22 protein-coding genes, 15 tRNA genes and 1 rRNA gene are annotated in these 20,686 nt (G+C 47.5%); 3 read left to right on the forward strand and 35 right to left on the reverse strand.

What is annotated here, in order from left to right; genetic code table 11:
- From ACFYU8_RS09330 to ACFYU8_RS09355, 6 genes are all read right to left on the reverse strand, one after another.
- A complete protein-coding gene (locus ACFYU8_RS09330; RefSeq protein ID WP_390293731.1) occupies nt 1-516 on the reverse strand; it encodes a hypothetical protein in 516 nt (171 codons plus the stop codon).
- Nucleotides 517-589: 73 nt separating this feature from the next.
- The gene (locus tag ACFYU8_RS09335) at nt 590-1,294 is read right to left on the reverse strand and encodes an MBL fold metallo-hydrolase (protein ID WP_390293728.1); all 705 of its coding nucleotides are present in this window, start codon (nt 1,292-1,294) and stop codon (nt 590-592) included.
- 7 nt (nt 1,295-1,301) lie between these two features.
- A complete protein-coding gene (locus tag ACFYU8_RS09340) occupies nt 1,302-1,931 on the reverse strand; it encodes a TetR/AcrR family transcriptional regulator (protein ID WP_390293726.1) in 630 nt (209 codons plus the stop codon).
- A gap of 186 nt (nt 1,932-2,117) precedes the next feature.
- The gene (tpx, locus tag ACFYU8_RS09345; RefSeq protein WP_007717107.1) at nt 2,118-2,639 is read right to left on the reverse strand and encodes a thiol peroxidase; all 522 of its coding nucleotides are present in this window, start codon (nt 2,637-2,639) and stop codon (nt 2,118-2,120) included.
- Nucleotides 2,640-2,727: 88 nt separating this feature from the next.
- A complete protein-coding gene (locus ACFYU8_RS09350; protein ID WP_390293724.1) occupies nt 2,728-3,261 on the reverse strand; it encodes a hypothetical protein in 534 nt (177 codons plus the stop codon).
- Nucleotides 3,262-3,310: 49 nt separating this feature from the next.
- Nucleotides 3,311-3,754, reverse strand: coding sequence for a gamma-glutamylcyclotransferase family protein (locus ACFYU8_RS09355; protein WP_390293722.1), 444 nt, complete (start codon nt 3,752-3,754; stop codon nt 3,311-3,313).
- A gap of 112 nt (nt 3,755-3,866) precedes the next feature.
- On the opposite strand from ACFYU8_RS09355, the gene ACFYU8_RS09360 reads away from it, so the two are divergent.
- Together ACFYU8_RS09360 and ACFYU8_RS09365 are read left to right on the forward strand one after the other, a co-directional pair.
- Nucleotides 3,867-7,313, forward strand: a complete 3,447-nt coding sequence (locus ACFYU8_RS09360) for a pyruvate carboxylase (protein ID WP_390293720.1) — start codon at nt 3,867-3,869, stop codon at nt 7,311-7,313.
- Between the two features lie 74 nt (nt 7,314-7,387).
- Entirely contained in the window at nt 7,388-8,071 is a 684-nt protein-coding gene (locus ACFYU8_RS09365; protein WP_390293718.1) for a hypothetical protein, read from the forward strand.
- A gap of 68 nt (nt 8,072-8,139) precedes the next feature.
- Here the strand turns inward: ACFYU8_RS09365 and ytfJ are convergent, their stop codons facing one another.
- The 13 genes from ytfJ to ACFYU8_RS09430 all read right to left on the reverse strand — a co-directional run bounded on the left by ytfJ (nt 8,140) and on the right by ACFYU8_RS09430 (nt 17,249).
- Entirely contained in the window at nt 8,140-8,622 is a 483-nt protein-coding gene (ytfJ, locus tag ACFYU8_RS09370; RefSeq protein WP_390293715.1) for a GerW family sporulation protein, read from the reverse strand.
- A gap of 108 nt (nt 8,623-8,730) precedes the next feature.
- Complete coding sequence (locus tag ACFYU8_RS09375) at nt 8,731-9,390, reverse strand: DUF2953 domain-containing protein (RefSeq protein WP_390293713.1); 660 nt, start codon at nt 9,388-9,390, stop codon at nt 8,731-8,733.
- A 66-nt stretch (nt 9,391-9,456) separates the two neighbouring features.
- Complete coding sequence (locus ACFYU8_RS09380) at nt 9,457-10,428, reverse strand: S-layer homology domain-containing protein (RefSeq protein ID WP_390293711.1); 972 nt, start codon at nt 10,426-10,428, stop codon at nt 9,457-9,459.
- Nucleotides 10,429-10,574: 146 nt separating this feature from the next.
- Complete coding sequence (gene sleB, locus ACFYU8_RS09385; protein ID WP_390293709.1) at nt 10,575-11,222, reverse strand: spore cortex-lytic enzyme; 648 nt, start codon at nt 11,220-11,222, stop codon at nt 10,575-10,577.
- A gap of 94 nt (nt 11,223-11,316) precedes the next feature.
- A complete protein-coding gene (spoVAE, locus tag ACFYU8_RS09390) occupies nt 11,317-11,667 on the reverse strand; it encodes a stage V sporulation protein AE (protein WP_106837897.1) in 351 nt (116 codons plus the stop codon).
- A 4-nt stretch (nt 11,668-11,671) separates the two neighbouring features.
- Nucleotides 11,672-12,688 carry a stage V sporulation protein AD gene (gene spoVAD, locus ACFYU8_RS09395; protein WP_390293707.1) on the reverse strand — a complete coding sequence of 339 codons (1,017 nt, stop codon included), beginning with the start codon at nt 12,686-12,688 and terminating at the stop codon, nt 11,672-11,674.
- A 3-nt stretch (nt 12,689-12,691) separates the two neighbouring features.
- Nucleotides 12,692-13,165 (reverse strand): stage V sporulation protein AC, encoded by a 474-nt coding sequence (spoVAC, locus tag ACFYU8_RS09400; protein WP_390293705.1) that lies wholly within the window; start codon nt 13,163-13,165, stop codon nt 12,692-12,694.
- 15 nt (nt 13,166-13,180) lie between these two features.
- Nucleotides 13,181-14,041 (reverse strand): DUF421 domain-containing protein, encoded by an 861-nt coding sequence (locus tag ACFYU8_RS09405; protein WP_390293703.1) that lies wholly within the window; start codon nt 14,039-14,041, stop codon nt 13,181-13,183.
- Between the two features lie 82 nt (nt 14,042-14,123).
- Entirely contained in the window at nt 14,124-14,330 is a 207-nt protein-coding gene (locus ACFYU8_RS09410) for a DUF1657 domain-containing protein (RefSeq protein WP_390293701.1), read from the reverse strand.
- Between the two features lie 150 nt (nt 14,331-14,480).
- Nucleotides 14,481-14,684: an alpha/beta-type small acid-soluble spore protein gene (locus tag ACFYU8_RS09415; RefSeq protein ID WP_007717155.1), complete on the reverse strand. Its 204-nt coding sequence runs from the start codon at nt 14,682-14,684 to the stop codon at nt 14,481-14,483.
- A gap of 79 nt (nt 14,685-14,763) precedes the next feature.
- The gene (locus tag ACFYU8_RS09420) at nt 14,764-15,894 is read right to left on the reverse strand and encodes an MGDG synthase family glycosyltransferase (RefSeq protein ID WP_390293699.1); all 1,131 of its coding nucleotides are present in this window, start codon (nt 15,892-15,894) and stop codon (nt 14,764-14,766) included.
- Nucleotides 15,894-16,478, reverse strand: a complete 585-nt coding sequence (locus tag ACFYU8_RS09425) for a YkoP family protein (RefSeq protein WP_390293697.1) — start codon at nt 16,476-16,478, stop codon at nt 15,894-15,896. Before ACFYU8_RS09425 ends, ACFYU8_RS09420 begins: the two co-directional genes overlap by 1 nt.
- Nucleotides 16,479-16,598: 120 nt before the next feature.
- On the reverse strand, nt 16,599-17,249 hold the full coding sequence (locus tag ACFYU8_RS09430) for a TerC family protein (RefSeq protein ID WP_390293695.1): 651 nt from the start codon (nt 17,247-17,249) through the stop codon (nt 16,599-16,601).
- Between the two features lie 213 nt (nt 17,250-17,462).
- Here ACFYU8_RS09430 and ACFYU8_RS09435 point away from each other — a divergent pair, with 213 nt between their 5' ends.
- Nucleotides 17,463-18,632, forward strand: coding sequence for a sensor histidine kinase (locus ACFYU8_RS09435; protein ID WP_390293693.1), 1,170 nt, complete (start codon nt 17,463-17,465; stop codon nt 18,630-18,632).
- A 294-nt stretch (nt 18,633-18,926) separates the two neighbouring features.
- On the opposite strand, the gene ACFYU8_RS09440 is transcribed toward ACFYU8_RS09435, so the two are convergent.
- From ACFYU8_RS09440 to ACFYU8_RS09515, 16 genes are all read right to left on the reverse strand, one after another.
- Nucleotides 18,927-19,000: transfer RNA gene (locus tag ACFYU8_RS09440), tRNA-Gly, on the reverse strand.
- Between the two features lie 14 nt (nt 19,001-19,014).
- Nucleotides 19,015-19,102 (reverse strand) — tRNA-Leu (locus ACFYU8_RS09445).
- Nucleotides 19,103-19,127: 25 nt separating this feature from the next.
- A tRNA-Pro gene (locus tag ACFYU8_RS09450) sits at nt 19,128-19,204 on the reverse strand.
- Between the two features lie 34 nt (nt 19,205-19,238).
- A tRNA-Arg gene (locus tag ACFYU8_RS09455) sits at nt 19,239-19,312 on the reverse strand.
- Nucleotides 19,313-19,318: 6 nt separating this feature from the next.
- Nucleotides 19,319-19,394: transfer RNA gene (locus ACFYU8_RS09460), tRNA-Gly, on the reverse strand.
- Nucleotides 19,395-19,413: 19 nt separating this feature from the next.
- Nucleotides 19,414-19,499: transfer RNA gene (locus tag ACFYU8_RS09465), tRNA-Leu, on the reverse strand.
- Between the two features lie 66 nt (nt 19,500-19,565).
- Nucleotides 19,566-19,641, reverse strand: a tRNA-Lys gene (locus ACFYU8_RS09470).
- Nucleotides 19,642-19,649: 8 nt separating this feature from the next.
- A tRNA-Tyr gene (locus ACFYU8_RS09475) sits at nt 19,650-19,734 on the reverse strand.
- A 7-nt stretch (nt 19,735-19,741) separates the two neighbouring features.
- Nucleotides 19,742-19,817, reverse strand: a tRNA-Thr gene (locus ACFYU8_RS09480).
- A 100-nt stretch (nt 19,818-19,917) separates the two neighbouring features.
- A tRNA-Asp gene (locus ACFYU8_RS09485) sits at nt 19,918-19,994 on the reverse strand.
- A gap of 77 nt (nt 19,995-20,071) precedes the next feature.
- Nucleotides 20,072-20,148, reverse strand: a tRNA-Met gene (locus ACFYU8_RS09490).
- A gap of 29 nt (nt 20,149-20,177) precedes the next feature.
- A tRNA-Val gene (locus ACFYU8_RS09495) sits at nt 20,178-20,253 on the reverse strand.
- 34 nt (nt 20,254-20,287) lie between these two features.
- Nucleotides 20,288-20,361: transfer RNA gene (locus ACFYU8_RS09500), tRNA-Glu, on the reverse strand.
- A gap of 19 nt (nt 20,362-20,380) precedes the next feature.
- Nucleotides 20,381-20,456: transfer RNA gene (locus tag ACFYU8_RS09505), tRNA-Thr, on the reverse strand.
- A 6-nt stretch (nt 20,457-20,462) separates the two neighbouring features.
- Nucleotides 20,463-20,538 (reverse strand) — tRNA-Asn (locus ACFYU8_RS09510).
- Nucleotides 20,539-20,591: 53 nt separating this feature from the next.
- Nucleotides 20,592-20,686 (reverse strand): 23S ribosomal RNA (locus ACFYU8_RS09515); the annotation flags it as partial.

Raw genomic sequence — 20,686 nt, forward strand, 5'->3', positions numbered from 1 at the left:
TCATGGCTGTTTGACCATAACCGTCTGGTATGTTGATCCGATGCTGTCCTTTACTTCGATGACAAATGCATGCCCTGCATCACCTTGCGCCCACTGACCGCGAACGTCAAACAAATACCAGCCTGGCTGTTCGGGCGCCTTCCACTGATTGCCGTTCTCTATCACTTGCTCCACTTCTTTCATGCCGTTCCATTGGGTTACCTTGAGGGTATTTTCAGTTGGCTGCTGGGCAAAATTGACGGTCAGTGTGGCCCCTGGCCTTACTTGCAGTGGGGCAGGCTTATGCTCTGCGACAAGTTCCGGTGGTGCAGCCGTATCGCTGCAGATCGCCTCGCTATTATAGTTCCAGCAGGAAGATGCAGGCACCGTCGCAGCTTTTTTTCCGCTCCATTCAATGACTGGTTGCGGTGGTTGCGCAAGCTGTGAATTCCCTTGCGCGGACAATCCATTCCCACACCCCGTCAGTAACAGTGTCACTATCAGAAATAGTTGACCAATCCGTCCTACCTTTTTCATCCAATCACCTCAAACCTAAGACGCGAGAAAAAGGGGATTCGTTTCATATCATTCGGGTAAGTCGAAAAGTGCCCTATGATTGCCAAACACTACTTGGAATCGAATAAGAAGTAGAGACCTCTTTCAAATAGTCATCGAGCTGTCCTGCCGGATTTTGGATCGGCTTGCCATGGCATACTTCCAAATGGCGTGGTCGCAATTGGCGGACGATCAAACTACTTTTGAGTGCTTCCGCCATATCCGCCGTGAACATCGGCATGGGACGATGCAATCTGCCGCGTTTGGAAGTAAACAAGTCTCCCGCCAAAAGCACTCCGTCCTTTTCGTGATAATACACTACATGCCCCGGAGAATGACCGGGTGTTAGATAAGGTTGCAGTCCGCCAATTGGAGCTAAATTCCCTTCAGCATCCTCGGGCAAAGACTGAGCCAAGCCAGGCTGAACGTTTACTTCCAGCTTTTTACGACGAGGATACAGCTCTTTCCCTTCCATAAAAGGAATTTCGATTCGATGTGCATAGACTGGTACTGATTCTGCTTCCGTGATTTTTTTAACGGCCCCCACGTGATCCGAATGACCATGCGTCAGCAAAATTCGTTTGAGTGGTCCTGCATTCAAATGCTTGATAAAAGCCATAATCCGTTTCGTCATAAATGGCATCCCCGCATCAACAAGCGTAACGCCATCTTCCTCCCTGATAATCCAGACCCGCAAAGGAATCAACAACCACGCTTTGATACACCAAATGTTCGCCGAGATTTGCTCCACTCTGATCATTCTATCGTCACTCCCTGTTCATTATTTTTTGACTTCCTGCGAGAAAAACATCCACGGCTAGAGCGAATGTAGGTGCCAACCTTTCCATCAAGCTGTCCAACGGTTCTTCGGAATGTGTATACGTACCGACGATGCCATGCAGCGTGTAGAAATAAATCCGTGCATGGGCAAGCGCTTTTTCTTCCTCTATCTCACTTGGTAAGCATCTCCTTACAGCCTGCCTCAACAAACCAAACAATTGATTGCGCAGTGTTTGCAATTCTTTTTCCGGTTCCTCTACATCGATCCGAGAGGCCTTGATCATGAAGAATAAGGTATACATCGTTCGGTTGCGCAAACAAAAGTGGATGAACTGGCTGCTGATTTCACGCAAGATCTCTTCTGGTGTTCGTCCATGTTTGGATAGTATTTCTTCCAATTGTTGCGCCAAGCTTTGCAACGGTTCCTTGGACAGATGATGAAGCAGCGCTTCTTTGTCCTTGAAATATATATAGAGAGTTGTATGGGAACAGCCGGCTGCTTTGGCGATTTCCCTGATGGATACCGTATCAAAGCCTCGGGTGGCGAAGAGTTCTGCTGCCGCCGTCAAAATCGCCCGTTTCGTTTCTTCTGAGCGTATTTCTTGTTTGCTTGCCATGCGTGATATTCAGCTCCTTACTTCTACTACAGCTTTATAACCAGTGGTTAGTAACCGTTGGTTATAATATAACCACTGGTTACTAATTCCGTCAAGACTATTTTTCCACCTGCTGCAAATAAAAAAACTCCCTTTTCGTCACTTGGACAAAAAGAGAGTTTGCTTATGAAAAGGATCGTTTTTTGCTTACTTCGCAGCTTGTGCAGCAGCAATCGCAGCTTCGTAGTTTGGATGCTCACCAGCAGCAGCCACATACTCAGCGTGTACAACCTTGTCATTTGCATCGATTACGAATACAGCGCGAGCCAAGAGACGGAATTCTTTGATCGCTACGCCGTAAGCTGTACCGAAGGACAGGTCTTTGTGGTCAGATACTGTTTTCACCTTGTCGATGCCAGCAGCACCGCACCAGCGGTTTTGCGCGAATGGCAGGTCAACGGAAACAGTCAGCACAGTAACGCCTTCCAATTTCGCAGCCTCTTCGTTGAAACGGCGAGTTTGTGCATCGCACACGCCTGTGTCAATAGAAGGGATTACGGAGATGATGCGAACAGTGCCTTTGGAGTCTTCCAAAGTTACAGGGGACAGATCGCCACCTACTACAGTAAAGTTAGGAGCAGTATCTCCCACTTTGATTTCAGGACCGAGTAGTGTTACAGGACCACCTTTGAATACAAATGCGCCTTGACGCTCAACAGCAGTTGTCATGATTTCTTCCTCCTCACCAAATCTTTCATATGTACCTCAATAATCATACCCTATCATTCACTTTTTTTCACTATGCCAATAGTAGAAATTACAGATTCACTTGCACTTTACCGCCTCGCTCGGCTTGTACCTTAGCGATTCGCTTCACTTCATGCTCATATTCCCAATCCGTTTTCGCATTCAGCTCATGACAGCGCATCAGCGCGTGATAGAGGGCAAAAGCAAAGGTAACTTGCTTCATTTCGTACCGCGTTCCATGTGCTTTTGGCAATGCCGTGTTGATAATCTCGATTTGATACGTGGCTTTTTCCCGCTTGTCCCTGACTGGCACGATATACCCCATACGCTTTAAGACATGACCGTAATCGAATTCTCCTTCATCGTCAAAATCAATGGTGTCGTCCGATGTTGCCAAATACTCCAGCAAGGTCCCCATATCCAGCGTTTCGAAGCAAGCAGGTTGAGGCATGGCCAAAACTGAGCCGTCATTGTTTACAAAATAAATATGGTCGCGATAATGAAAGATCAGTTCATCTTCTGGAACTTCGTCGGGAAACATCCAGTGATTTTGCGGAATCAGGTAACGCCAGATTTGTGCAGGATCACAATGGAATAATTCCATGGCAGGGCTCCCTCCTTTTCCCTACCAGTTTTGGCAAAACTAGCACTGGCTATTCAGACAGCTCCTGCATGTAGCAGCGCCAATTCCCATGCGGAATGTGCACCCCTGTTTGCTTGACTAGTTCCTGGTCCAAATAACGATATACGTAGACGTTCATGACCTGACCTGTTCCTTCCATTGTCGCAGGTACGATGATTCGTTCATATTCATTGCGCGGATCACCCTCGCCATAGTACGTCTCGAGCTCGTCCAGTCCGGCTAGTGCTTGCTCGTATACGTCAGGGGCAAACGTAACGATTTCCCCCACGATCTCCTGCTCTCCTCCAAGCAATCCCGGATAGCCTGCTGGCAAATGATAGATCTCTCCTTGAATCGTCGCAGGTGTTGCCTCATGCTTATACGGTTTGACGTAATTCCTATGATTTCCAAAGCCCGCCAAAAGTGTGCCGTACACAAATACAGGCAGCTTTTCGTTCTGATTGTTCACGTTCATCCATCCTCCTGTGATCGAAAAAAGTATGTCTTGTGTCGTGAAAATTTTGTATATTTGTTCTATATATAATTTTAATACGTCTTTTTTTCCGAGACGTAAGGGGGAGAGAATAATGAAAAAGAGAAAAATCAATCGCCTACTGGTAGCAAACCGCGGTGAGATCGCCATTCGGATCTTTCGTGCAGCAACGGAACTCGGCATACGTACGGTAGCCGTGTACTCCGAGCAGGACAACGTTTCTATCCATCGCTTCAAGGCTGACGAGTCTTACTTGGTCGGAGCGGGAAAAGGGCCTATTGAGGCTTACCTCGATATTGAAAGTATCATCGAAATTGCCAAGCGCAACGATATCGATGCCATTCACCCAGGCTACGGATTTCTTGCTGAAAATGCTGATTTTGCAAAACGTTGCCAAGAGGAAGGCATCATTTTCATTGGACCATCCCCTGAGCTGATCGAAAAATTCGGGGACAAGGTAGAAGCCCGCCGTCTCGCGATTGAAGCGGAAATCCCGGTGATTCCAGGTACTCCGGAGCCAATCGAAACACTCCAAGAGGCGCTTCTCTTTGCCAAAGAATACGGCTACCCCATCATTATTAAAGGCGTATCTGGCGGCGGAGGCCGAGGCATGCGTATCGTCCGCAGTCAGGAGGAATTGCAAGATTCGTTAGATCGTGCACGTTCCGAGGCCCGCTCTTCCTTCGGCAATGCCAAGGTGTATTTGGAGCGATACTTAGAACAGCCCAAACACATTGAGGTCCAGATTCTCGGTGACAGCCACGGAAACATCGTCCATCTGTATGAGCGCGATTGCTCTGTCCAACGGCGCCATCAAAAAGTGGTCGAAGTAGCACCGAGCCAATCGCTGGATGACAAGCTGCGTGAAGATATTTGCCAAGCTGCTCTCACTCTTATGCAAAAAGCCGGTTATTCGAACGCTGGTACTGTCGAGTTTTTGTTAACGCCGGACAAGCGTTTTTATTTTATAGAAGTCAATCCTCGCATTCAAGTAGAGCATACCATCACGGAGCTCATCACTGGAATCGACATTGTTCAGTCGCAGATTCGCGTAGCGGAGGGTCATGCTCTCTCCGATTCGGAGATTGGCATCCGGGCGCAAAGTGATATCCAGATGAGTGGTTTTGCCATCCAATGCCGTGTCACGACAGAAGACGCTGAAAACAACTTTCTGCCAGATGCCGGTCGCTTGTCCGCCTGGCGTTCCGGTGGAGGCTTCGGCGTAAGGTTGGACGGCGGCAATGGTTATCCAGGCGCGATCATTACACCGTTTTATGACTCGCTTCTGGTCAAAATCTCCACGTATGGCGCGAGCTTTGATCAAACCGCTCGCAAAATGCTGCGAACATTGCGTGAGTTCCGTATTCGTGGCGTGAAAACGAACCTTCCATTTTTGGAAAATGTCGTGACACATCCCGATTTTTTGAGTGGTAACTACGATACGTCGTTTATTGACACCAAACCAGAGCTGTTCATCTTCCCTGGCCGTCAGGACCGGGGTACCAAATTACTATCTTATATCGGAGACACGATTGTCAACGGATATCCAGGACTGGGTAAATCGGAGAAAAAGCCGCACTTCGACTCGCCTCGCATCCCGCGGACACCATTTACCCAGCCCTATCCGGACGGTACGAAGCAAATTCTGGACAAAGAAGGCGCCGACGGTCTGGTACGCTGGATTCAGGAGCAGAAGCAGGTGCTTGTCACAGACACGACATTCCGCGATGCTCATCAGTCTTTATTTGCTACGCGTGTGCGCACCTACGACATCGCCTCCATTGCAGAAGCAACAGGCAAGCTCGGTTCTGGGCTCTTCTCGCTGGAGATGTGGGGCGGCGCCACTTTTGACACGACGATGCGCTTTTTGCAGGAATCTCCCTGGGAGCGGCTGCAAATCCTTCGCCAGCGCATACCGAATGTCCTGTTCCAAATGCTCTTGCGAGGAGCAAATGGCGTAGGCTACACCAATTACCCAGATAATGTGATCCAATCCTTCGTCAAAGCCTCTGCGGAAAATGGCATCGATGTCTTCCGGATCTTTGACAGCCTGAACTGGCTTCCCGGGATGCAAACAGCCATTGAAGCCGTACGTGAATCAGGTAAGGTAGCCGAGGCAGCGATTTGCTACACTGGCGATATTTTGGACCCGTCCAAAACAAAATATACCTTGGAATACTATGTCAATCTGGCAAAGGAATTGGAAAAAGCAGGTGCCCATATTCTCGCGATCAAGGATATGGCAGGTCTTTTGAAACCGTATGCTGCTTATTCGCTCGTCTCTGCTCTAAAACAAGAAATCAGTATTCCCATCCATTTGCACACGCACGATACGTCAGGAAATGCTGGCGCCATGCTTCTTAAAGCAATCGAAGCAGGCGTGGATATCGTCGATGCTTGCGTCAGCTCCTTGTCCGGACTCACTTCCCAGCCAAGCTTGAACGGGTTGATCGCGAGCTTAGCCCACACGGAGCGTGAGACTGGCTTATCCCTTGAATCGTTCAACAAGCTGTCTGATTACTGGGAGGATGTACGTCCGTACTACCAAGGCTTTGAAAGCGGCATGAAATCGAGCAACACGGAGGTGTACGTTCACGAAATGCCAGGCGGACAATACACCAATTTGGAGCAGCAAGCCAAAGCCGTTGGTCTGGAAGGTCGTTGGGACGAAGTGAAACACATGTATGCTGTCGTCAATCAAATGTGTGGCGACATTGTAAAAGTGACGCCGTCTTCCAAGGTCGTCGGTGATATGGCACTGTTCATGGTCCAAAATAACTTGAATGAGGAAAATATTTGGGAAAAAGGCACACGCCTCGACTTCCCGGATTCCGTCATTCAATTTTTCCAAGGGTATCTCGGCCAACCGCCGGGCGGATTCCCGAAGGAGTTGCAGGAGCTCGTGCTAAAAGGCCGCGATGCTTTTACTGCACGTCCCGGTGAATTGCTCGCGCCCATTGACTTTACGCAAGTTGCTGCTGAGCTGGAAGCCAAAATCGGACGTGAGCCCAGTCATTTAGACGTCCTGTCCTATATCATGTATCCGCAAGTCTACTTGCAATTTGAACAACGCCTGAAGGAATACGGTGACCTGTCTGTATTGAATACGGGAACGTTTTTCTACGGATTGCGTCCAGGTGAAGAAACCGCCATTACGATCGAACGCGGTAAAACGTTGATTATCAAGCTGGTCGCAGTCGGCGAGCTTCATCCAGATGGCCGACGCATCATCTATTTTGAACTGAACGGACAGCCACGTGAAATCTTCATCCGTGACCAGTCTGCGAAAGTCTCTGAACTGATCCGCCGAAAAGCAGAAGCGCAAAACCCTGCACACCTCGGTGCCTCCATGCCAGGAAAAGTGCTCAAGGTGCTAGTAGCAGAAGGTGACAAGGTGCGTAAAGGTGAGCATCTTTTGGTGAGTGAAGCAATGAAAATGGAAACGACCATTCAAGCCCCGCTCGACGGAAAAATTAAAGCCGTCTATGTGAAAGCAGGCGAAGCCATTCAAACTGGTGATCTACTCATTGAAATGGAGTAGGCATCGTCTATAATAGGAGATAGTAAATTGTTCCTGGAGATTCATTCCATTTACTTATGAGGAGGTGACCGAACATGAAAACGAATCGAGTCAGCCATGTTCCATTTACGCAGCGGGTAGGCCGCTATCATTCCCATATGCTTCAGGCAAAATTAAGCACGCCAGTCAATCCGGTCTTTCGTTATAATTTGCAGCCATATTACGCTCGTCAGCAGCAATGGACAACGGAGCTTTCCGATTCCTTATCGCGTCTGTACCGGTTCTCCTCAGACTTGGAGAAGAGTGCTCGGGAATTAATTGCCCAGGGGAAAGAGAACGAAGCTGGACCTGATATTGAGCAATTACATGAGCGCACACACTCGTTAGTAAGTAAATATAATCGCCTTCAGCTCCTTCTTACGGAAAAAGCAGATACTTTGACGACGCAAAAGCTGGATGCATTTGCTCAAGTTGCAAAAGACGCAGAGGAAATACTCCAAACGTTTGGAATCAAGCTATTACCCGATGGACAACTGGAAATGGACGATGAGAAATGGTTGGAGGCCGTCGCAACCCGCTATGTGGACTATACAAATACAATGGAGAATGTAGCCCAAGCTTTCAGAGCAGGTACATTCGGATTACAAAGCAAGCCCCTCGGCTCCTTTTCACGTTACTACGAGGAAGCGATGGCTCTCCATCCTTATATCGCTTCCAGCTCGAGCCTTCATTATCAGCATGTTGCGAAAACAGGATTGTATGTGAACGAACGCTGGTAATGCCATACGCCTACTACTGAAAAAACAGGTATGCCCCTTTTATGGAGGCATACCTGTTTTGTGCTTTCTTATTTTCGATCCATAAGGTCATCCAAATCTTGTTCTTCTGCTCTGGCAATAATCGTGTTGGAGTAAACAGGTGGTTCATCCGCTTTGGTAAACATCCCCTGAACTTTATCCACGATTTGCGGAACAGAATCCAAAATCCGGTCATAAAGATGGGTCGTATTTTCAAGCGGAATCGAACGAATTCCTTGTTTACCAACGACCAAAAAAGCTACAGGCGTGATGGAGACTCCGCCCCCACTACCCCCACCGAACGGGTGACCAGTATGTTCTTGTTGCTGATGATGTTGAGGCCCATTATGATTGTGATCGTATTGGAATTCACTACCCCCGGCCGCGAAACCAAATCCTACCTTGGAGATCGGAAGAATGACACTACCGTCAGGTGTCTCAACAGGATCACCAATGATTGTATTCACGTCCACCATCTGCTTGAGATTTTCCATCGCTGTTCTCATAAGGCCTTGAATCGGGTGGTCTGCCATATTTGTCGCTCCTCCTTCCTGTCTGTGTCATGTTTTATCATTCCCCCAACAAATCCGGAGCATGTACCCTGTACAAAGGAATAAATATGCGTGCTCCCACATTTGTGTTTAGGCACGCGTAGGCGTAGCTTGCCATTTTCGTTGATTACTTTTTCGGACCCGCAGAAATACTTTTAGCGTAGAGAAAAGGAAATGACCCAAATAAAAATGAAACACAGCTTGGACCTTCGTATGTAGAAGTGCTTGGTTCCAGACAGGCTGTACACTCATGGCAGGCATCGTCTGTAAAGAGACGGAGTGGGAGAAAACCCCGACAATCAGGCTTTTCACTCCCCAGATTAGGCCTGTCAGCGCCCCAGTTTCCGCCGCCTGACCTGTGCCCAATAATGTATGCCATTCTAACTTTGTACAGCGAATTTGTTTGAACAGGTCTTTTAGCAATGGGAGCAAATCACGGACTCTTTCCAGCACGTCACGATAATTCCGATACCATACCTTCACTTGCCTCCGCGTAAAATCTTTGACCCTCTCTCGAAGCTTGCTTCCTTGCTGGATCGTTTCCACCTTTGCGACAAGCTCAGGCCCAGTTTCAGTCATTTTCAAGAGGAGAATGGGAATTTCATACTTCCTGCGAATGATACCCCAAGCTGCAATCGTAATCTCCAATTGATCATTATCGCCCTCGCGACTGTAAAAACACGTCAATTGTATTGGCGTGATAACGAGTAGGACAAATAAACCAACCAATCCTAGCAACACCCATACCATGAAAAAATCCCACCCCTTCCACGTTAGTATGAGTGGAAAGAGCAGGAAATATGTTCAGCATTTTTATTAGTCAAGCACGTATACCTTGACGCCTTTTTGCAAGCCGTGATTTTCAGCTTCGTTCAGCGTCGGAAGATACAGATCCACATGGCGTTGCTTAACCGCACCACCGATATCAGCTGCCACTGCATAGCCGTAGCCATCAATATACAAGTGTGTCCCCAGCGGGATGACATTTGGATCAACCGCTACAACACCTTCGCGCAGTGGATACTCGAGATACGACAGGATCTTGTCGTTCGTGTAGCTGTAGGCAGTCGTCTGAACCGTTAATTCCTGGCGAAAAGGTGTACCGTTTGAGAGCGCTTTTGTTGTTCTCGGCTGACCCGAAGCCAAGTGAAGGGCCGCGTATGTGGCTGCTTCGGCTCTCGTCATGTACTTGTTCGGCTTTAATGTACCGTCCTCATAGGCACTCATTAACCCGTTTTGCATGGCGTAAACGAGTGGGCGTTGCTCTTTTTCTTTCACATTGTTCCCATCCGGGTATTGGTTCAATGTCTGGATCGTCGTAGACCACTTCAGGTTATTGACTGCTCCACTGTCTCCCATTGTCCTTACCAGAATAGAGGCGAGCTCTGCTCTTTTTACTGGGGCATCCGGATGTAAGTACAGGTGATTCCCCTGCTTTTGTCCATGGACAATTCCCAGTCGATAGGCCGTCTCTGCATAGGGCGACAGCCAACTGTTTGCAGGTACGTCCGCAAAGGATGTTTGCTTATTACCAACAGGTTCAACTCCTTTTGCATTCACAAACATCGTAAGCAGTTCACCCAATGTTACGTTGTCATCAGGTCGAAAATATTCGTTTTGACCAATTACGTCAGCTATGTAAAGTTGATTGATTTTTTGTTCTGCCCAATGGCCACTAATGTCTACATAAGGTGTTTCGTTTAGTTGAGTTGTTTCTGCCTCGACAACTGGTGTACCTACAAGTAAAAAGGCTGCCAGCGAGGCAAGGATCATCCGTTTCTTCATCATCAACCTCCATAGTGAAATATGCGAATCCTTTCGTTTCATTTTATCGAACTATTTTGCAATAACAACGAACAATAGTTTCCAGCAAAAAGGAAAGCCCTCGAACAGCACTATGACGAATACTGTTTCAAGGGCTAGAAGGGTGTTCGTTAAATGGCAAAAATGTGTTTGCCGATCTTTTTCACATGTTTACGAGACCAAATCCACTTGGAGGTTGCCGTAACGGGGTTAAAGTAGTAAAGAGAATTGTTTGTTGGGTCCCATCCTCGTACAGCATCCCAAGCTGCCTGGTAAGCAGTCTTGTTAGGAGTCATCCAGAATTGTCCATCATCTACAGCGGTAAACGCTAATGGCTCAAAGATGACACCCGAAAGTGTATTGGGAAAGCTTTTGGACTGGACACGGTTCAACGCGACCGCAGCCACAGCTACTTGGCCCTCATAAGGTTCTCCGCGCGCTTCGGAATAGACCAGCTGTGCCAGCATTTGCATTTCCGCTTGATTTACCGACACTTTCTTTAGAACGCGCCATGTATTTGAACCAGTGATACCGTCAGTCTGTAATCCGTATGCTTTTTGAAACTGTCTGACGGCCTTTGTTGTATTCGCACCGTAAATGCCATCCATTTTACCATTGTAATAACCCAGCATCTGCAAACGATACTGCAAATCCCAAACATCCCCGTTCACACTACCGCGTTGAATCTGTGTAGCCGCCAGGGAGTCGGCTGGGAATATAAACGCTACAGCCATAAAGGCAGCAAGCAAGGTTGTTACTGCTTTCTTGCTCCACCACATAAATTGTTCCCTCCTTTACCCAACCCATTCTACAAGTTGGCGAAAGTAGGTTCAATTCAAGTATTTTGGCACAAGAGGTAACATGTACCTCCCATTATCCTTTTGGTCGGAACAAGACTGCCGTGATAAATCCGAAGACGATGGCAGCCGAAATCCCCGCACTTGTCACTTCAAAAATGCCGGTAATAATGCCAATGACTCCATGTTGCTCGGCCTCCGCCATCGCCCCGTGCACCAAGGCATTTCCAAAGCTCGTTATCGGTACTGTCGCTCCTGCTCCGGCAAAATTAACCAGTGGCTCATATAGACCGAATCCGTCCAGCACTGCTCCAGTGACAACAAGAGAGGACATCGTATGGGCAGGTGTGAGCTTGACGACATCCATGAGAAATTGACCGATTAAACAAATCGTTCCTCCTACGAGAAACGCCCACAAAAACATCATGGTATCACTCTCCAAGTTGCTCCGACTCAACAGCCACGGCATGGGCGATGCAAGGAATGCTTTCTCCCTGCTGGAAGGTCAACGGGGATAAAAGGGCTCCCGTGGCAACCAGCAAGATTCGCTTCCATTCTCCTTGCTTCATCCTCCGAAGTAGATGCCCGTAGGTCACTGTAGCGATACAGCCACATCCGCTACCACCGGACCACACATTTGGATTTTCTCCATAAATGAGCTTCCCACAATCGATATAACGCTCTAATGGAATTTGCATGTGATGCTTGGGCAACAAATCAGACAAAATGGCATGGCCCGTTCGTCCTAAATCGCCTGTTACGATCAAATCGTAATGGTCGTGTGGGAGCTGAAAGTCACGGAAATGCGACTCAATCGTGGATAACGCGGCTGGTGCCATCGCTGCCCCCATATTGAATGGGTCTGTCAATCCCATATCGACGACATGCCCGATGGTTGCTCCCGTAATCCGTAATCCACTACCCTGACTGGCTACAACAGCAGCACCTGCTCCCGTCACTGTCCATTGTGCTGTCGGGGGCTTCTGTGAACCGTACTCCGTTGGATAACGATATTGCTTTTCCGCAGCACCATTGTGACTGGAGGTTGCAGCCAAGACGTAATCAGCAGATTGACTATTCACCATAAGAGCAGCCAAGGCCAACCCTTCCATCGCTGTTGAGCACGCCCCAAAAATCCCTAAAAACGGAATCGAAAGCGTCCGGGCCGAAAAGCTGGCAGAGATGATCTGGTTCATTAAATCCCCGGCAAGCATAAAGTTTATTTGCTCTTTCGTGAGCCCCGCTTTCTCCACCGCTTTCGAGCACGCTTCTTCCAGCAGGACTTTCTCCGCCTTTTCCCAGCTGTCTTGTCCGATCATTAAGTCTCCGTGCAAGATATCAAAGTCTTCGGCTAACGGTCCCTTAGCCTCAAAAGGCCCACCAATCGCAGCGTGCCCGAGAATGACAGGTTGTAAAGGAAAGACCCAAGACTGATGACCTTGGCGCATCCGTCAGCCTCCCATCGTAAACAATGTTTTGATCAAGCCAACGACGAATGCCGCCGCCACTCCAAACACAATCACTGACCCCGCGAGCTTGAACATGTTGCCGCCGACCCCCAGCACAAGTCCTTCGCTACGATGCTCGATGGCCGCAGATGCAATCGAGTTGGCAAAACCCGTAACCGGCACACTCGTACCGGCCCCAGCCCATTGGGCAATTCGGTCATATAGTCCTAGACCGGTCAAGAGAGCAGAAAGAATGATCAAGACAGCAACTGTGGGATTCCCAGCGGTTTTCTCCGTAAAATGGAAGTAGTGAATGAACATTTCTTGTATCCCTTGTCCGAACACGCAAATCAAGCCACCCACTAAAAATGCCCGGGTAAAATTGCGCAAAAGCGGTCGCGGAGGCTCGTGCCCCTTTGCCAATTGCTGATATTCTTGCTGGACGGGTGTCAGCTTTTTCTTTTTTTGATCTGCCATGTCACTCACTCCTTTTTACCGTATCATGAACGGTTTTACTTGATCGATGATCTGTTGTAGCTGTTCCGAATCGGTTTGGTAGGTACGCTTCATTTGTTCATTTTTTGTATTGAGTGCATATAGCTCCAGATCCGCCTGACATTTTTTCAATGTAGCAAAAGCCAGCTTCATCGCTTGGGCTCCAGGGACCATTAGTTTATCGTCATAGAGGTCCAGGTAGAGCTCTCCACCTTTGTCTACTTGCCCGAGGAAAACATTTTCCAGAGCCACTCCCGCTTTTTGCAGCTCCGTACGAACCCATCTGCGATTCAGACCTGCTGTTGCCAGGGGCTCATCCATGATCGTCCCATCCATAATGACCACTTGATTCTCTTCCGAAGGCGCAACTGTCAATTCAAGGTGTTTGGGAGTTACCGGCTGACTCTCTGATTTTAAAAGGACACTGAGTTCCCCGCTTGTTTCCATTAACGCAAACTCTACGTCTGCTACACGAAACACGTTTTTAATGCGCAATTGCTCCATCAGATCTTCTGCCGTCAAACGCTCTTTTTTCAGATTGTCCTCCAAAATTTTCCCTTCCTTGATGAGAACGGTTGATTTCCCCTCAAACAAGTCTCGAAGAACTTTGCTTTTGAGTGAAAGCCACTCCATCAAAACGGGGAAGAGCGCAAAAATACCCATGGCGATCAAACTATGGTAGACCGGCCCATCCATTTCGGTTGCCATAAAAGCCGCAATCGAACCGATGCTAATGCCGACGATATATTCGATGTATGTAAGTTGCTTGATTTGCCTTTTCCCAATGATCTTTGTCAATAGAAATAAGTAAGCAACAGCGCCTATTGAGCGCAAAATGATTGATAACCAATCGGGCATAAGCCACCTCCATCACCTGAGGTGATTTTTATAGGTAGTAAAACCAAGAGAGAGGAAGTCCCTCTCCCTTTCCCAACACTTCCTAGAATCCCTTAAACTGTGGTTCTTCCTTTTCCAGCTCCGTTACACGCTGCTGGAGGTTATCTACGATGGATTGCGTTTGCTCTGCTGCTTGCGAATACAATTGCTTCGCTTTCTTGTTTTGCGTACTAAGAGCAAACGTTTCAAAATCTGCCTGTGCACCTTTTAAGCTGGCAAGCGTCTGTTTCACTTGTACTCCTACTGTCATTTCCACTCACCTCCTAACACATATAGAATCCGCCTCCGCCCATTATTTATGCGGTGGTCCGCCCCAATTTCATCTGTCAATAATTTCCGTTATCCTAGATAACAAAAAGAGAGACACCATAGGTGCCTCCCCTTCATCCAGCTTATTAGATTAGCCACGTCCAGCCAATTGTTGCTCAGCAAAGGAGACAAGACGTTTTGTAATCTCTCCTCCAACTGAACCGTTTTGACGGGAAGTGGTGTCTGGTCCAAGCTGAACACCGAATTCGGATGCGATTTCGTATTTCAGTTGGTCCAGAGCTTGGTTTGCTTGAGGAACCACCAGATTGTTACTGGATCTGTTGTTGTTAGCCATCTGTATCACCTCCTCGTCGTTTGTAAGTTTAATATGTGTGAAGTTTTGCTTGTTCATTCGTACTTTTTTTCTTCCAATTTTAGTCTGTTAATTGGAGAAGAGCGTGGGCAATTTGATGAGCTGCTTCTGGTCGCCCCAGCTTGTCCAAACATCCTACAAAAGCATCCCTGTTTTCAGGCTGACGCCATAACCTGATGATTTCTTTGATTTCTACCGGCGTTTCAGCCAAGATCGCCGCTTGCTGCTCAAGTAAAAAGGAACAATTATGCTTTTCTTGTCCAGGCAATGGGTGGAATAAAATGAGCGGTGTCTTAAGAGCAAGTGACTCCGCGCACGAAATGCCACCTGGCTTCGTTATATAGGCGTCTGCTGCTCCAATCCACTGCCACATTTGCGGTTCAAACCCTTTCAATATAAAACGATGACAAGTGGCCTCCGTACCTAGTAAGTCCGCCAGTCGTTTGTACAGTCCTGCATTCTTCCCTGTTACAACTACGATCTGCAATGGTTGTTCTTCCAACATCAACTCTCGTACGACCTGCTCCACTCCACCATAACCGCCTTCTCCCCCACAAATCAGCACAGTGAATTGATCTGGCACGAGTCCAAGCTGTCTTTTCCAAGCCGCTTTGTCTGTAAGCAGCGCTGTAGTAAAAGCGGGACGAACTGGAATGCCATAAACATGTATTTTTTCAGGGGCAATCCCATAGCGCTCACGCAGAATTTGCGCAATGTGCTCATGTGCCACCATGTACGCATCAATTTCTGGATGAACCCAAAACCGATTGATATGGAAGTCCGTGGGCACACAAACGAGCTGGAAGGGCTTGGACACCCTTCTCTTCGCTTCTGCCAATGCGGACAAGCAGTATGCATGCGTAGCGATGACGACATCTGGTTTCTCTTCTTGCAAGAGTTGATTGGTTAATCTTTCGGATAACCACCATCCCAGTGCTTTGGTCAATGCAGTGCCCAGCATTTCTTCCTGTTCATAGATACGTTGCCACACTGGTTGACCGTAGCGCAGCATATTGCGATAAATAAAATGAGAGAGCACACGTAAGCTCGGACTGGCGGTTTTCAGTCCTCCCACCACTCGCGCCGCTTGTGCACCCTCCTTTTCCATTAAAACTTCTTGCAGAGCTTCGGCAGCCATCCGATGACCGCTCCCTGCCCATTCCTCTGTCACTAACAGAAACCGCTTTGCCATTAGTAGGACTCTCCTAGAGGCTGCTTGCTCTCAGCATATCGATTAAGTAAAAATTCCTTTGACATATAAACGCGCTTTAGGGGCATTTCATGATTCCATGATTGCAATCGCCGCTTTCCATTGGGGTGCACGATTCTGAGCATGAGACGCAAGTACCATCGCTTGTATCGAAAAAACCGGGTCATGGGCACATCAGAAATCGAGAATCCCAAAGGTGTTACCCCTTTATGTAGCATGGTAGTTCCCACTATCCCTTTTATTTGGTCTTTATTTTCCATGGAATTCAGGAACGTGGCTAGCTTCGGTAGTGACTGGAGGATATGTCTACGCAAGAGAAGAGCCACGCGCAGTTCATCCTTCACTTCTTTGCACAGTGTAGCAAAGTAATAATTGTGTATATGTAGCTTTAAGATCAAATCCCCGTCATAAATGATGCAATTATCGGTAGTAACGAGCGGCTCTCCCCGATAGCGTAAAACGACAACCCGAAATATATTATTCCCTTTCTCAATATAGGTAAGTCTGGTGCAACGTTGGTAGACTTCATCCCAGTATCCCCATAGCATCAAGAGGCTTGTATTCATTTCGAAATAGTTCCTTTCCCGCTATGTTTTCATTAGCTCGATGTGACCATTTACATTCCGCAAAAACGATCATGATCTTTGTTGTAGTATGCCCCAGAATGTACGATCCTCATCACCTTTTCACGTCCTTTTCATCCGCCCCCAAAACATGACCACTACGGCAGCAAATGCGGGTAACCACATATGATTGAGAAGCAAAGGGTTCACCCACTTCCAGACATACGGATCCTGAAGACACATATCAACTGCTGTAAAAGTAAGAATTCCGCCGCCTATAATGACCATACTGGGAAAACGATTCATCATGCGGGCAATCCACACACTCCCCCACATTAATAATGGAATGCTCATAGCTAACCCCAGCAAAACTAACCATAAATCGCCATGTGCTGCTCCACCAACTGCCAAAACATTGTCCAAGCTCATGACAAAATCTGCGACTATGATGGTCCTGACTGCCTGGCCAATTGTCTGATTATGCGATACGTCTGCGAGCCCTTCATTCTCACCCAGCATCAACTTACACGCTATCCATAGCAATAATATTCCCCCGATTGCCTTCACGAGTGGAATATCCAACATCCAGGTAGTCATTCCCGTTAGTACAATTCGCAATAGAATTGCACCCAATGTCCCATATAATATCGCCCGATTTCTCTCATTTTGAGGTAGTCCGCGGCAGGCCATTCCTATGACCACAGCATTGTCACTGCTTAATACCAGATCGATCATGAAGATGTGTACAAGACCCAGCCAAAAATACTCGCCCATCCCTGCCTCCCTCGTCCAATAAAGTTCGTCCATTCTACTTTATGCGACTAGAATCGGACTCATGATTGAATATTTTTCCGAAAAAAGGCGGTTTTCAGCGGATTTTGTAGATAAAAACTTCCGAAAAAAATACATTTTATTGCGAAATCAGGCTAATTATACCTTGTCTAATCTAGGCCTTTTCCCTTACGATTTTAGTGGGGTGGATAAGAGATGGTGGAGACTGTGACGCTGAACCTTTACGATGTTTCAAGGAAGATTTTAGACTTAACACCAAGTATCACCACAATATGGCTGCAAGAAATTGTTCGCAGCATGGAAATTCCTGTAACCATTCCTCGCGATTTTGCAGAAAAACGAACAGTGCTCTTGGCTCGCTATCTGGTTGAGGATGTAGATCATGACATGCAGACTTGGGCATTAGATATGGGAGAATGGCTTCGTTCTCAGGAATTCCCCTTCTCCTCCATTTTGCGCACATATCAATTGTACCGGAATGTATTCTGGCGGGTTCTTCAACCGGAATTACAGAGATGGTCCCTCTCCTCACAAGAAATGCACTATTTGGAAAGCCAACTGGGCAAAGCCATGGATGAAAGTGTCTTCTGGGCTGTTTATCACTTTGAACAAATGATGAATAAAGAACTTGTCCAGAAGGAAGAAACGATCTCCTATTTGCATAACGACAAACTGACCATGCTCGGAAAAATAGCCGCTAATATGGCTCATGAGCTACGTAATCCGTTGTGCGCCATTGAAGGGTTCCTGAAACTGATCGGCGAGTCTACACAGGAACAGGCCCAGCTACAGACGTATATCCAAGTCATCATGCATGAATTTGAGAATTTACATCGGCAACTGACCGGATTCCTCAGCTTTTCCAAGAAACCAATTCTCGATGAAATTTTTAAAACCGTTCAAGTAGAAGAATTGCTTGAAGAAGTAGAAATGTTGATTACGCCTCGCCTCGTGGGAGAAAACATACGTTTTGAAAAACAAATCCACCCCTGCTCACTCGCATGTTATGAAGAAGGCTTGAAGCAAGTTGTCGTCAATCTATTAAACAATGCAATTGACGCCGTGCAAAATCGTTCAGACAAATATATTCATGTCATTTCCACTTCGTCAGATGGATGGCTCTATTTGAGTGTGGAAAACAACGGCGAAAGGATTCCGCCCGAGATCGTGGAGAACCTTTTCCAACCATTCTTTACGACTAAACAAAATGGGACGGGTATCGGCTTGTCCATCTGCAAAAATATTATCGAAAAGCATCAAGGCACGATTCATTGTGATTCCAATGAAAAACGTACGCGCTTTATCGTTTCTCTGCCTATTGCGAATACCCAGGAGACTGGTCCGAAAATGGCTGCCGCCCTCTAAGACACATTCTCTCTTGTACCACGTAAAAAAGCCCCCTGACAGTGCAGGAGGCAAGGCAAGAGATCCGTTACCAATTTCATCGGTAAGCGATCTTAGTTTTACTGTACACGAAAACATATGTTTCAACCATAGAAAACGTCAGACAGCTTTCGACATAAATTTATATCTGTATTAAAAAAAGGCTTATCCATTCAACTATTGGATAAGCCTTCATACTTTTGGCTCTAGTAAAAATAGGGCTGCTTTCCTAAGACGTAAAAAAACAGAGAACCTAGTGGCTCTCTGCTTTATGTATGGAGCGGGTGATGGGAATCGAACCCACGCGACCAGCTTGGAAGGCTGGAGTTCTACCATTGAACTACACCCGCATCAAAATAAATGCTGGTGCCGAGGACCGGACTTGAACCGGTACGGGAGAAACTCCCGACAGATTTTAAGTCTGTTGCGTCTGCCCATTCCGCCACCCCGGCAAACCTGTAAAACGTGGGCAAATCATGGTCGGGAAGACAGGATTCGAACCTGCGACCCCTTGGTCCCAAGCCAAGTACTCTACCAAGCTGAGCTACTTCCCGACATTTTATTTTCTTCACTTTTGTAGTAAAGAAGCGTGCCCTGAGAGATTCGAACTCCCGACCTTTTGATTCGTAGTCAAACGCTCTATCCAGCTGAGCTAAGGGCACACATTATGGAGCGGACGAAGGGTCTCGAACCCTCGACCTTCGCCTTGGCAAGGCGACGCTCTACCAATTGAGCTACGTCCGCATCGCAAGAAGAAGTTGATTGGTGCGGTCGAGAGGACTTGAACCTCCACGGTGTTGCCACCACTGGCACCTGAAGCCAGCGCGTCTGCCATTCCGCCACGACCGCATTTTCCCATCCAAGTAGTCAGAGCTGTTGATAAGCTGACTTTTCACTTTTCGGGTTTATAAAAACTGGTGAGCCATGAAGGACTCGAACCTTCGACCCTCTGATTAAAAGTCAGATGCTCTACCAACTGAGCTAATGGCTCATGAAAAATGGTGGGGAGAGACGGATTCGAACCGCCGAACCCGGAGGGAGCAGATTTACAGTCTGCCGTGTTTAGCCACTTCACTATCTCCCCAATTTCATGGTGCCGGCAATAGGACTTGAACCCACAACCCCCTGATTACAAGTCAGGTGCTCTACCAATTGAGCTATACCGGCATATCTTTAATTATGGCATATCTTTCATGAAAAATCAACGTTTTTTTATTACATTAAACTTTTTTCATGTTCATGAACTATGCCATCTCGTTAAGAAAGATGGCGGAGCTGACGGGACTCGAACCCGCGACCTCCGGTGTGACAGACCGGCGTGAACTCCAACTTCACCACAGCTCCATATTTGGTTGCACCCAATGGGCACTCCGATCCTACTTGATCAAGAAGATTACTCGACGTAGAGCAAGTAGAAAATTTGGTTGCGGGAGCAGGATTTGAACCTGCGACCTTCGGGTTATGAGCCCGACGAGCTACCGAGCTGCTCCATCCCGCGATAATCAGGACAATGTCCTTTAATATAAGTGGTGGAGGCTGACGGGATCGAACCGCCGACCCTCTGCTTGTAAGGCAGATGCTCTCCCAGCTGAGCTAAGCCTCCAAATCACCTACAAGTATGTAGGGACTTTTCTAGGTGACCCGTAGGGGATTCGAACCCCTGTATGACAGCGTGAAAGGCTGCTGTGTTAAACCGCTTCACCAACGGGCCATTTTCATGAGAATATTTCTGGTGCTCCCGACAGGAATCGAACCTGCGACCTCTTCCTTACCATGGAAACGCTCTACCGACTGAGCTACAGGAGCATCATATGGCTCCTCGGGACGGACTCGAACCGCCGACCGATCGGTTAACAGCCGATTGCTCTACCAACTGAGCTACCGAGGAACATTGAAGGATTTATTCCTTCAAAACTGAATACGCATGATTGCTAAGAATTTGTGGATAAGTCCTCGACCGATTAGTATTCGTCAGCTCCACGCGTTACCGCGCTTCCACACCGAACCTATCAACCTCATCGTCTATGAGGGGTCTT

The sequence above is a fragment of the Brevibacillus sp. NPDC003359 genome (assembly GCF_042878995.1).
Classification (GTDB): Bacteria; Bacillota; Bacilli; order Brevibacillales; family Brevibacillaceae; genus Brevibacillus.